Source organism: Pseudomonas sp. P4_C4 (assembly GCF_056402055.1).
Genome location: NZ_JBFUID010000020.1, coordinates 1 through 11,975, shown reverse-complemented (window position 1 = coordinate 11,975; position 11,975 = coordinate 1). Strand labels below are relative to the sequence as shown.

13 protein-coding genes and 1 pseudogene are annotated in these 11,975 nt (G+C 60.8%); 9 read left to right on the top strand and 5 right to left on the bottom strand.

The genetic code is table 11. The features are described from left to right. The first annotated feature begins 57 nt into the window (after positions 1-57). The 6 genes from AC1DXW_RS12530 (at position 58) to AC1DXW_RS12505 (ending at position 6,906) form a co-directional block, all read left to right on the top strand. Positions 58-945 (top strand): 2-hydroxy-3-oxopropionate reductase, encoded by an 888-nt coding sequence (locus AC1DXW_RS12530; RefSeq protein ID WP_477754868.1) that lies wholly within the window; start codon positions 58-60, stop codon positions 943-945. 178 nt (positions 946-1,123) lie between these two features. Continuing rightward, on the top strand, positions 1,124-2,404 hold the full coding sequence (locus AC1DXW_RS12525; RefSeq protein ID WP_477754869.1) for a glycerate kinase type-2 family protein: 1,281 nt from the start codon (positions 1,124-1,126) through the stop codon (positions 2,402-2,404). Beyond that, positions 2,394-3,809: a pyruvate kinase gene (pyk, locus tag AC1DXW_RS12520; RefSeq protein WP_477754870.1), complete on the top strand. Its 1,416-nt coding sequence runs from the start codon at positions 2,394-2,396 to the stop codon at positions 3,807-3,809. The genes AC1DXW_RS12525 and pyk overlap by 11 nt, the downstream gene beginning before the upstream one ends. Positions 3,810-3,983: 174 nt before the next feature. Then, positions 3,984-4,898 carry an urea transporter gene (locus AC1DXW_RS12515; protein ID WP_477754871.1) on the top strand — a complete coding sequence of 305 codons (915 nt, stop codon included), beginning with the start codon at positions 3,984-3,986 and terminating at the stop codon, positions 4,896-4,898. Between the two features lie 21 nt (positions 4,899-4,919). Then, positions 4,920-5,744, top strand: coding sequence for an ion transporter (locus tag AC1DXW_RS12510; protein WP_477754872.1), 825 nt, complete (start codon positions 4,920-4,922; stop codon positions 5,742-5,744). A 163-nt stretch (positions 5,745-5,907) separates the two neighbouring features. Beyond that, positions 5,908-6,906, top strand: a complete 999-nt coding sequence (locus AC1DXW_RS12505) for a sulfate ABC transporter substrate-binding protein (RefSeq protein WP_477760050.1) — start codon at positions 5,908-5,910, stop codon at positions 6,904-6,906. A gap of 121 nt (positions 6,907-7,027) precedes the next feature. Here AC1DXW_RS12505 and AC1DXW_RS12500 read toward each other — a convergent pair whose 3' ends face one another. Beyond that, a complete protein-coding gene (locus AC1DXW_RS12500) occupies positions 7,028-7,657 on the bottom strand; it encodes a hypothetical protein (RefSeq protein WP_477754874.1) in 630 nt (209 codons plus the stop codon). A 228-nt stretch (positions 7,658-7,885) separates the two neighbouring features. Here AC1DXW_RS12500 and AC1DXW_RS12495 point away from each other — a divergent pair, with 228 nt between their 5' ends. Further along, complete coding sequence (locus AC1DXW_RS12495) at positions 7,886-9,091, top strand: MFS transporter (RefSeq protein ID WP_477754875.1); 1,206 nt, start codon at positions 7,886-7,888, stop codon at positions 9,089-9,091. A gap of 99 nt (positions 9,092-9,190) precedes the next feature. Here the strand turns inward: AC1DXW_RS12495 and AC1DXW_RS12490 are convergent, their stop codons facing one another. Beyond that, on the bottom strand, positions 9,191-9,595 hold the full coding sequence (locus AC1DXW_RS12490) for a type II toxin-antitoxin system HicB family antitoxin (protein ID WP_477754876.1): 405 nt from the start codon (positions 9,593-9,595) through the stop codon (positions 9,191-9,193). Then, a complete protein-coding gene (locus AC1DXW_RS12485; RefSeq protein ID WP_477754880.1) occupies positions 9,595-9,807 on the bottom strand; it encodes a type II toxin-antitoxin system HicA family toxin in 213 nt (70 codons plus the stop codon). The genes AC1DXW_RS12490 and AC1DXW_RS12485 overlap by 1 nt, the downstream gene beginning before the upstream one ends. 102 nt (positions 9,808-9,909) lie before the next feature. Here AC1DXW_RS12485 and AC1DXW_RS12480 point away from each other — a divergent pair, with 102 nt between their 5' ends. After that, positions 9,910-10,038, top strand: coding sequence for a hypothetical protein (locus AC1DXW_RS12480; protein WP_477754877.1), 129 nt, complete (start codon positions 9,910-9,912; stop codon positions 10,036-10,038). Positions 10,039-10,103: 65 nt separating this feature from the next. Then, entirely contained in the window at positions 10,104-10,553 is a 450-nt protein-coding gene (locus tag AC1DXW_RS12475; RefSeq protein WP_477760049.1) for a LysR family transcriptional regulator, read from the top strand. 99 nt (positions 10,554-10,652) lie between these two features. Here AC1DXW_RS12475 and phnN read toward each other — a convergent pair whose 3' ends face one another. Both phnN and AC1DXW_RS12465 read right to left on the bottom strand, forming a co-directional pair. Next, positions 10,653-11,219: a phosphonate metabolism protein/1,5-bisphosphokinase (PRPP-forming) PhnN gene (phnN, locus tag AC1DXW_RS12470; protein ID WP_477754879.1), complete on the bottom strand. Its 567-nt coding sequence runs from the start codon at positions 11,217-11,219 to the stop codon at positions 10,653-10,655. Between the two features lie 44 nt (positions 11,220-11,263). Further along, positions 11,264-11,649, bottom strand: a pseudogene (locus AC1DXW_RS12465) (alpha-D-ribose 1-methylphosphonate 5-triphosphate diphosphatase); the annotation flags it as partial. Positions 11,650-11,975 lie beyond the last annotated feature (326 nt).

Below are 11,975 nucleotides of genomic sequence, written 5' to 3'. Positions count from 1 at the left end.
ATCGCAGCCTGCGGCAGCTCCTACAGGGACCACATAAATACAAGAGAGGATTTTCTCATGGCTAAAATCGGATTTATCGGCACCGGCATCATGGGCCACCCAATGGCGTTGAACCTGCAGAAAGCCGGTCACAGCCTGTTCCTGTCGGCGCACCACGACGCCGCCCCTGCCGACCTGGTCGCCGCTGGCGCCGTTGCCCTGGCGAACCCGAAGGAAGTCGCCCAGGAAGCCGAGTTCATCATCGTCATGGTGCCGGATACCCCGCAGGTCGATGACGTGCTGTTCCGCGCCGATGGCATTGCCGCCGGTGTTGGCAAAGGCAAAGTGGTGATCGACATGAGCTCGATCTCGCCGACCGCCACCAAGGCTTTCGCCGCGAAGATCAACGAAAAAGGCGCGCAATACCTCGACGCCCCTGTATCCGGTGGTGAAGTCGGTGCCAAGGCTGCGACCCTGAGCATCATGGTCGGCGGCGATGCCGACGCTTTCGAACGCGCCCTCCCGCTGTTCCAGGCCATGGGCAAGAACATCACCCTGGTCGGTGGCAATGGCGACGGTCAAACCGCCAAAGTGGCCAACCAGATCATCGTGGCCCTGAACATCCAGGCCGTGGCTGAAGCCCTGCTGTTCGCTTCGAAAAACGGTGCCGATCCGGCCAAGGTACGTGAAGCACTGATGGGCGGTTTCGCGTCCTCGAAGATCCTCGAAGTTCATGGCGAGCGCATGATCAAAGGCACCTTCGATCCGGGCTTCCGCATCAGCCTGCACCAGAAGGACCTGAACCTGGCCCTGCAAGGTGCCAGGGAGCTGAACATCAACCTGCCGAACACCGCCAACACCCAGCAAGTGTTCAGCACCTGCGCGGCCATCGGTGGCAGCAACTGGGACCACTCGGCGCTGATCAAGGGTCTGGAACACATGGCGAACTTCTCGATTCGCAAGTAGGAGCTGCCGAAGGCTGCGATCTTTTGATCTTTCGTCCACACGCACACCGCGTTATCCGCAACAAGATCGCAGCCTGCGGCAGCTCCTACAGGATCCGGTTCATCCCACCAAATGGGTAACCGATCCAGAGTTGCCGCAGGTTGCGTTCCCCCAATAACAAGAATTCCGGGAGCCCGCCATGTCGGTCGATCCGCAACAATTGCTGCGCGAGCTGTTTGCCACAGCCATCGACGCGGCGCATCCGCAACAAGTCCTCGAAGCCCATTTGCCTGCCGACCGCAGCGGTCGCGTGATCGTCATCGGTGCCGGCAAAGCCGCCGCTGCCATGGCCCAGGTGGTCGAGCGCTGCTGGCAGGGTGAAGTCTCCGGCCTGGTGGTGACCCGCTACGGTCACGGCGCACCTTGCGAAAAAATCGAAGTGGTCGAAGCCGCGCATCCGGTGCCGGACGCTGCTGGCCTGGCCGTGGCCAAGCGTGTGCTGGAACTGGTCAGCGACCTCAGCGAAAACGACCGCGTGATATTCCTGCTCTCCGGCGGTGGCTCTGCCCTGCTGGCACTGCCGGCCGAAGGCATCACCCTGGCCGACAAGCAGTCGATCAACAAAGCCCTGCTCAAGTCCGGCGCGACCATCAGCGAGATGAACTGCGTGCGCAAGCACCTCTCGGCGATCAAGGGTGGCCGCCTGGGCAAAGCCTGCTGGCCGGCCACGGTCTACACCTATGCGATTTCCGATGTGCCGGGCGACCTCGCCACGGTCATCGCCTCCGGCCCTACCGTGGCCGACCCGAGCACCTCGGCCGAAGCCCTGGCGATCCTCAAACGCTACGCCATCGAGGTTCCGGCCTCGGTACGCAACTGGCTGCAAAGCCCCGAATCGGAAACCGTCAAACCCGGTGACCCGAGCCTGGCACGCAGTCATTTCCAGTTGATCGCCCGCCCGCAACAATCCCTAGAAGCAGCGGCGGTGAAATGCCGTCAGGCCGGGTTCAGCCCGTTGATCCTCGGTGACCTGGAAGGCGAATCCCGCGAGGTGGCGAAAGTCCACGCCGGCATCGCCCGACAAATCGTCCTGCACGGTCAGCCGCTGGCGGCGCCCTGCGTGATTCTCTCCGGTGGTGAAACCACCGTCACCGTACGCGGCAATGGCCGTGGCGGGCGCAATGCCGAGTTCCTGCTCAGCCTGACCGACAGCCTCAAGGGCCTGCCCGGCGTCTACGCGCTGGCCGGTGACACCGACGGCATCGACGGCTCCGAAGACAACGCCGGCGCGATCATGACCCCGGACAGCTACGCCCGTGCTGCGGCAAAGGGCCTGAGCGCCAGTGACGAGTTGGACAACAACAACGGTTACGGCTACTTCGAGGCGCTGGACGCGCTGATCGTCACCGAGCCGACCCGTACCAACGTCAACGACTTCCGCGCCATTCTGATCCTTGAGAGCACCAAACATGACGCCTGATAAAAAGGTCAAAATCCTCGCCACACTCGGCCCGGCCACCGACGGCATCGACGCCATCCGTGAGCTGGTGCTGGCCGGGGTCAACATCTTCCGCCTGAACTTCAGCCACGGCGATCACGCCGACCACGCCCAGCGTTTTCAGTGGATCCGTGAAGTCGAGCGCCAGCTGAATTACCCATTGGGCATTCTGATGGACCTGCAAGGCCCGAAACTGCGGGTCGGCAAGTTCGCCGAAGGCAAGGTGCAACTGGTCCGCGGCCAGGCCTTGCGCCTGGACCTCGATGCCACGCCGGGTGATGAACGCCGGGTCAACCTGCCGCACCCGGAAATCATCGCCGCACTGGAGCCGGGCATGGACCTGCTGCTGGACGACGGCAAGTTGCGCCTGCGGGTAGTGACCAAGTACGCCGACGCCATCGACACCACCGTGCTCAACGGCGGCGAACTGTCGGACCGCAAAGGCGTGAACGTACCGCAAGCAGTGCTCGACCTGAGCCCGCTGACCGCCAAGGATCGCCGCGACTTGACCTTCGGCCTGGAACTGGGTGTGGACTGGGTGGCGCTGTCGTTCGTGCAACGTCCCGAAGACATCCGCGAAGCCCGCTCCCTGATCGGCGACAAGGCGTTCCTGATGGCCAAGATCGAGAAGCCCTCGGCCGTTGAACAACTGCGCGAGATCGCCGAACTGAGCGACGCGATCATGGTCGCCCGGGGTGACCTTGGCGTGGAAGTGCCGGCCGAAAGCGTGCCGCAGATTCAGAAGAACATCATCGGCACCTGCCGCCAGCTCGGCAAACCGGTGGTGGTGGCGACCCAGATGCTGGAATCGATGCGCTTCTCACCGGCGCCAACCCGCGCCGAAGTCACCGATGTCGCCAACGCGGTGGCCGAGGGTGCGGACGCGGTGATGCTGTCGGCGGAAACCGCCTCCGGCGAATACCCGCTCGAAGCCGTGCAGATGATGAGCAAGATCATCCGTCAGGTGGAAAACGGTCCGGACTATCAGACTCAACTCGACGTCAGCCGACCGAAAGCCGAGGCGACTGTTTCCGACGCGATCAGTTGCGCCATTCGCCGCATCAGCAACGTGCTGCCGGTGGCGGTGCTGGTCAATTACAGCGAGTCCGGCGCGTCGAGCCTGCGCGCGGCGCGGGAGCGGCCGACGGTGCCGATCCTCAACCTGACACCGAACCTGCAAACCGCCCGTCGCCTGAGCGTGGCGTGGGGTGTGCACTCGGTGGTCAACGATCGCCTGCGTCAGGTCGATGAAGTCTGCTCCACGGCACTGGAAATTGCCCAGGCCCAGGGCATGGCACAGCGTGGCGACACACTGTTGATCACAGCAGGTGTGCCCTTTGGGCAGCCGGGATCGACTAACTCTTTGCGTATCGAGACATTGATCTAGCGCCTGTACCGGCCTCATCGTCGGAACGCCGCCCGGAGCAAGCTCGCTCCCACATTGGTTTTGTGTTGATCACAGAATCAAGACTGAACAGAGATTCAGTGTGGGAGCGAGCTTGCTCGCGATCAGCCGGGGTCGCGCTCGACCAACTCGGTCCCACTGACTTTCAGAACTGCCATGCCTGCCAACCATTTCAACACCCACTGCCCCGACTGGGCCGAAGCCTTGCTCAACGGCTTCAGCCAGATCTTTCTCCAGCGCAACCCGCTGTGCGGCCTGCTGTGCGTCCTGGCCATTTTGTTCACTGCACCCGCCTTGCTCGGCGGCGCCTTGCTCGGTGGTGTCGCCGGGCTGCTCACCGCGCAACGCCGCAACTATGCCAAGGCTGATCGTCAGGCCGGGTTGTTCAGCTACAACGGCGTCCTGCTCGGACTGTTGCTGAGCCTGTATTTCCCCTGGTCGGCGATGATGCCGCCACTGATTCTGGCCGCTGGTGGCCTGAGCGCGATGATCACCCAGCAGTGGCTCAAGCGCGTCCGATTCAGCCAATACCTCCCCGCCTACACCACGCCATTCGTGGTGCTGAGCTGGGTGCTGCTGTGCTTCGCCACGCCCTCGACAGAGGCGCACTTGATCGAAGTCAGCACCCTGAACATGCTCGCCGCCCCCCTCAAAGGCATTGGCCAGGTGATGTTCCTCGGTCATCCGCTGGCCGGTGCGATGATTGCCGCCGGTTTGCTGATCGCTGATCGCCACGCCTTCTGCTGGGCAGTGCTGGCGTCTGTCGCGGGCATGGGCTGGAGCCTGCTGAACCACGACTTCTATACCGCGCTGCTCGGCCTCGGTGGTTATAACGCCGTGCTCGCCGCCCTCGCCCTCAGCCCGCAGCATCGCCAACCGTGGCTGCCGCTGCTTGGCATCGGCCTGGCTCTGTTGCTGACGCCGGTGTTTGCCGCCATCGGTATGCCCACGCTGACCGCGCCGTTCATTCTTGCCGGCTGGCTGATTCGCAGCGTTGTGCAAATGCTCGGCAAAGCCACGGTCGAAAGCGCGTCTTGCGCTCCCGGGGAGAATCAACCTAGGCTGCGCTGATTTGCGGCCAAGGCGATGTGCATGAACAGCAACGACACCTGGCGTAATCGCCTGTACGTGATTATTTTCCAGACCGACACCGTTGCCGGTCGACGCTTCGACTCCACATTGCTGCTGATCATCCTCGCCAGCCTGGTGGTGGTGATCCTGGACAGCATCGATGACGTCCACCAGAACTACGCCAGCGTGCTTGCATACATCGAGTGGGGCTTCACGATCATCTTCCTCGGCGAGTACATCCTGCGCCTGTACTGCTCGCCCAAACCGCTGCACTACGCGTTCAGTTTCTATGGGCTTGTGGACCTGCTGGCCATCGTGCCCGGCATCCTCGCGCTGTACTACAGCGATGCCCAGTACCTGCTGATCATCCGGGTGATCCGGATGCTGCGGATCTTCCGCGTGCTCAAGCTCGGTCCGTACCTCAAGCAAGCCCATTACCTGCTCGATGCCTTGCGCGGCAGCAAGCAGAAAATCCTCGTGTTCCTGCTCAGTGTCTGCACGCTGGTGATAGTGTTCGGCACCCTGATGTACGTGGTCGAAGGCCCGCAAAGTGGCTTCACCAGCATTCCCAAGGGCATCTACTGGGCGATCGTCACCCTGACCACAGTCGGTTATGGCGACATCGTGCCCAGGACCGCACTGGGCCAGGTCATCTCGTCGATGGTGATGATCACCGGTTACTCGATCATCGCCGTGCCCACCGGGATCTTCACCGCCGAACTGGCCACGGCCATGCGTGGCGGCCAGTTACAGCACGACTGCCCGGTATGTGCAAAAGACAGCCACGAACAGGAAGCCTCGTTCTGTTCCCGTTGTGGCAATGCATTGTTCAAAAAACTGGAATAAGCAAAGAGCTTTTTAATCTTTAAAGGACTATACGAGCCCGGCTATAGTCGACACCTCATTGATAACTAATAAATAATCCGTAGGCTGCGATCTTTGGATCTTGAAAATCAAAGTCAAAAGATCGCAGCCTCCGGCAGCTCCTACATAGAACAGGGAATGCGCAGTGAAAAAACTCTTTGGCGCCTCACTTCTCGCCGCTGGCCTGGCCCTGGGCAACATCGCCCAGGCTGCACCGACGCTGCTCAACGTTTCCTACGACGTGATGCGAGATTTCTACAAGGACTACAACACTGCGTTCCAGAAACACTGGCAAGCCGAGCACAACGAAAACATCACCCTGCAAATGTCCTTCGGCGGCTCCAGCAAACAGGCACGCTCGGTGATCGACGGCCTGCCGGCCGATGTCATCACCATGAACATGGCCACCGACATCAACGCCCTGGCGGACAATGGCAAACTGGTCCCGGACAACTGGGTCACGCGCCTGCCCAACAACAGCGCGCCCTTCACTTCGGCCACCGTATTCATCGTGCGCAAGGGCAACCCGAAAGCCCTGAAAGACTGGCCGGACCTGCTCAAGGACGGCGTTCAGGTCATCGTCCCGAACCCGAAAACCTCCGGCAACGGCCGCTACACCTACCTCTCGGCCTGGGGCTACGTGCTGAAAAACGGCGGTGACGAGAACAAGGCCAAAGACTTCGTCGGCAAGCTGTTCAAGCAAGCGCCAGTACTCGACACCGGCGGCCGTGCCGCCACCACCACCTTCATGACCAACCAGATCGGCGACGTGCTGGTGACCTTCGAGAACGAAGCGGAAATGATCGCCCGCGAGTTCGGCCGTGATCAGTTCGAAGTCATCTACCCAAGCGTTTCCGCCGAAGCCGAGCCACCGGTCTCTGTTGTCGACAAAACCGTCGACAAGAAAGGCACCCGTGCGGCGGCCGAGGAATACCTGAAGTACCTGTGGTCACCGGAAGGCCAGGAGATTGCCGCGGCGAACTACCTGCGCCCGCGCGACCCGGCCGTGCTGGCCAAGTACACCGACCGCTTCCCGAAAGTGGACTTCCTGTCGGTGGAGAAGACCTTCGGCGACTGGCGCACCGTGCAGAAGACCCACTTCAATGATGGCGGGGTTTTCGACCAGATCTACAGCGGTCAGTGATGACCGGACGATAACGAAAAAGGCGACTGGTGCAGGTCGCCTTTTTTGTACGGATCAGAATTCACTGCAAATCCATTGTGGGAGCGAGCTTGCTCGCTCCCACAGGTTCTGCGACCTCCTGCTACATCGGCGGCGTCACGCCGTCCTTGCCCGCCGAGATGGATTGAGCGGTGAGCGTGCCATCAGCGCCCTGCGTGACAAAGGTCACGATCTTCACGCCCACCTTCAACAGGCTGCGATCGGCCGGCACCAGGTTGACGATGGGTACGTCCTCCGGCACCAGAATCTTCTGTTGGCCGCCCTTGTAATTGACGGTCAGCACTCGACCGTTGCTCACCACCAGGTCGCCAACGCTGCCGTTGGTCATGCTGCTGCCTTTGACCAGATCGAAGGGCCGATGACCGTCGCCACTGCCGGCCAGCTCCGGCGGGAAAACATGAACTTCAAGGGCCTTGAGGGTGCCATCCTCCTGGGGAATGGCCGCAGAGCCGATGTAGCTGCCGGGCTTGATGTCTTCGATGTTGGCCAAGGTCACGGCGCGGACCTTGGTGTCCTTGGTCAAATTGATCACCACGTTGTCGCCGCTGTTGGCGTGGACTTTCAGAACGTCCGGACTGACGCCGGTGATCTCGCCGCGCACACCGATGCGCGTGCCCGGTGCGTCTTCGGCCTGGGCCAGGCCAGCGTTGAATACACTGATCAAGCAGACGACTGAAACCCAGCGAATCAGCTGACGAAACTTCACATACATGGAGAGGCCCTCCGGTGACGGGACGTGGAGTGAGAACATAAGCACGCTATCGAACAGGATGTAAGTGAATGTATCATCTACCCTCGATGTTCTGATGCAAGGCACTTCGACACACACGTCCGTCAGTCATTCCGCAATGGAATGATTGCTATCACACCAATCTCACTTCCGCCGTTTCAGTCAGCCCATTAGCCTGCGCGCATTCCTTTCCGTACAGCGAGACCCGTTATGAACCCATCGACCCAGGTGCCCCACGGCACTGCGACAATGACCCCAGGGATGGTGCTGCTGTTCGCCTTCTGCTGCGGCGCTATTGTCGCCAACATCTACTACGCGCAGCCGATCATCGGCCTGATCGCGCCGGACATCGGCCTGACCAACACCTTGGCCAGCCTGATCGTTTCCCTGACTCAGATCGGTTATGCGCTGGGGCTGTTTTTCCTGGTACCGCTGGGGGATTTGCTGGAGAACCGCCGGTTGATGATCATCACCACGCTGGTGGCAATCGGCAGCCTGCTGGGCGCGGCGTTCACCGATCAGCCGAATGTGTTTTTGCTGATTTCGCTGTTGGTGGGGTTCAGTTCGGTTTCGGTGCAGATCCTGATTCCGCTGGCCGCGCACCTGGCGCCGGAAGAAACCCGTGGCCGTGTGGTGGGCGGGATCATGGGCGGTTTGTTGCTCGGTATTCTGCTGGCCCGGCCGGTGTCCAGCGTGGTGGCCGACCACTTCGGCTGGCGGGCGATGTTTGTGATTGCCGCCGTCTTGATGGCAGCCATCAGCATCGTGCTGGCAGTGACCATTCCCAAGCGTGAACCTGATCACAGTGCTTCCTATGGCCAATTGCTGGGCTCGCTGTGGACGCTGTTGCGCAAACAACCGGTGCTGCGCCAGCGTGCGTTTTACCAGGGGTGCATGTTTGCCACCTTCAGCCTGTTCTGGACCGCCGTGCCGTTGGAGCTGGCGCGCAACCATGGTTTGTCGCAAAGCGAGATCGCGATTTTCGCGCTGGTGGGCGCCATCGGCGCCATTGCCGCCCCTATCGCCGGACGCCTGGCCGATGCCGGTCACACCCGCATCGCATCGTTGCTCGCCCTGCTGTTCGCCAGCCTGAGTTTTCTGCCGGCGTTTATCCATCCGGCCTGGAGCGTCATCGGCCTGGCTGTGACCGGTGTGGTGCTCGACTTCTGCGTGCAGATGAACATGGTCCTCGGCCAGCGTGCGGTGTACGCCCTCGACGGCAAAAGCCGCAGCCGCCTGAATGCGCTGTACATGACCAGTATCTTCATCGGCGGCGCCTTCGGCTCTTCGGTGGCCAGCGCGGTGTACGAACAGGGCGGCTGGTTGTGGATCGTGATCGTCGGCAGCGCATTTCCGTTGCTGGCGTTGTTGCGGTTTTTGAGTGTTTCGCAGAAGGCTTCGTTAGCGACGGCATAGATCGCTAAAAGCTTCGTCGGATCGCCGCCCGGAGCAAGCCCGCTTCTACAGGTTATTCGCTAACCTTGTGGGAGCGAGCTTGCTCGCGATTGCTGCCACTCACTGCCGAACCAGCTTCTCCATCGCCGCATCCGCCAGGAAGGACGAGCGGCTTTTTACATTGTGCTCACGCACATACCGATCGATGCGCTGGATCACGTAGCCGGGTAGCGTGACATTGACCTTCTCGGTCTTGCCCATATACGGCGAAATGTCTAGCTCGAGCATTCCCCAGCCCATGTCGGCGAACTCCGGATTACCACGATGCACCGCTGCTGAAGTCGGCATTGGAATCGTCTCTCCATCTGCCGCGATCTCTTGCAGCATGATGTGGGCAATTTCGACAGCAGCGTTATATGCATCTTCAAAGGTATCCCCGGCGGTTACCGCGCCAAGAATATCGGGGATCTGAATACCGATGGCGGTGTGCTCATCGCCCCACTCGATACAAATTGGATATTGCATTATGGATCTCCTGCGTAACTGGCTGGCGGGCAGTACAGCCCGGCGCGCCTCCTGATGCTCTTGACCGTCCCGATCGGCAAATCCTTTTTCGGATGGGGGACGGGAATCGTGTATGGGTTGTATCGGTGAGTGAAGATGTGATGACTGCCAGTGACCCTGTCCAAAGTCCAACCTGCCTCCATCAATTCCTTGATCAATAGCCTGCTCTGCACCACCAGCCTCCTTGCTCCGGCCCAATTAAAGGTAACCCCAGAGTTATCTTTACTCAAGCACAAAATCTCGCAGTACGACGCTCGGTTGTTTTACAGAGTGTGATGCCGCCCATGCCGGGGCGTTATGTGACCGGCCGAGATGGTGTGATCCGTTACGCCGAGGTCAACCCGGATTACACTCAGCGTCCCGAGCCTGAGGCGATGCTGGATACAATTCGCGGTTCGCACTGACACCATTCATCAATTGTGGCGGCGAGCAGGCTCGCTCCCACATTTGATCTCTACAAGGACTTCCGATGGACCGCCTCGGCGCAATGGAAACCTTCGTCTACGTGGTGGAAACCGGCTCGTTTTCCGCTGCCGCCCGGCGCCTGAAGATCGGCCAGTCGGCCGTGTCGAAAACCATCGCGCAACTTGAATCGCGGCTGGCGGTGCGGCTATTGCTGCGTTCGACCCGGGGCCTGACGCCCACCGAGGCCGGCGAAGAGCAATCGGTGATCATCAGCGGCCGGATCCGCGTCAATGCCGCTGAAGGCCTGCGTGAAGCCGTGCTGGCTCATCAAGGCCTGACCATGGCCTCGCAATGGATGTTCGCGCCGGAACTGGCCGACGGCTCGGTCCGGGAAGTGATGAAGGACTGGGCATTGCCGAACCTGGATCTGTGGGCGGTGTTCCCCACGGGGAGAATGGCCAGCGCCAAGGCTCGGGCGTTTGTGGAGTATATGCAGGGGTTGTTGATGAAGTAAGTTTCAGCCCCTCAATCAAGATCAAAAGATCGCAGGCTGCGCCAGCTCCTACATTAAGCGCGTACACAGGTAAATCATCGTCGTTCGTTCCCGGCAATGTCAGACACATGGAGGTTGCTCGTCAAAGCAGGCCAGCAAACGTTCGACCGTTTGCTCAAGTTGTCCGGAGTTGTCAAGCAGGTGCACGGTCGGGTCTTGCGCCAGCAGTTGCTCGCTGAATCGGGCATTGCGTGCCAGGCGCTGATCGATTTCGACCAGCGATTCTCGCCCACGCTCCAGCAAGCGATGGCGCAGTACTGCTTGATCCACAGTCAACAACAGCACTAACACGTTCGGATAGCGCGAACGCGTGTTCTGCAAATGCCCCCGCGAGCCATTGACCAGCACGTCCTGCCCGGCGGTCAGCCAATCGTCGATTTCCCGCGGGATGCCATAGGACAACCCATTGGCGTGCCAGCTCAAGGCAAATGCGCCCTGGGCCTCCATATCGGCGAACTGCTGTGCACTGACACCCAGCGCCGCTTCGCCCACGGCTTCGGCCGAGCGAGTGATGACCCGCCGCACAATGCGGCAGCCGCGATCGGCCAACCGTGTTCGTGCAGCATCCAGCAGGCTGTCCTTGCCCGAACCTGAAGGCCCGATGAGATAGATCAACCTGCCTGACATCAAAACACCCTCGTTGCTTGTCGCCATACTTGCTGGACCACCGGCAGACCCTCTGCGGTCAGATCTGCGGCGGCCACGTTACCCGAGTGCGACTCGCCGCGCACGATGTTCGGTGTGCCCATCAATACATTCATGCCGCGCTCCCGGTAACCACGCCTCGACGGTGGTCGGGAACTCGGCGATGGTCATGCCGCAGCGTGATGAGTTCGTCCATCTGAGTCGTGGTCAGGTGGTACTTGCTCATGTAGTACTCACGGTACTTGGATTCCAGTACTAACTGGCGCTGTCCCGGCGAGTGGTCCATCACCGACACCAACTGCACCAGCGGGTTCTCCACCCGATCGCGGAACACGCTGAAAATGTCCGGGTGGCACAGCTCGCGGCGCAGGTGCAGGCGGTGTTCGGCTCGGGTCAGTTCGGCGTCGGAGGCTGTGGGAAGGTGGTTTGCCCGCGATGACTATGTGTTGGGCGCATCTGTTTTGATTGTGTACATATCCGTTTTAGCGGTAATGGCCACTATTGGTTCCGCCCTTACGGCGGGTCACTTGGAAGAGCCCCAAGTAACCAAGGGCTCTTGCCCCTGACATTCGGTGCCTCGCTGTGGCTCGGCATGCCCTCGCTCCGGTCCTGCTCCGTGGGCCCGCCGCCATCGGCCATCCATGGCCCAGAGTGTGTAAAAACTGGTTCAAACATCGTCGACACTAGCGCCGACGATGTTTGGCTGGCTAACTACACCTAAAGCGCTCTTCGTAGCTC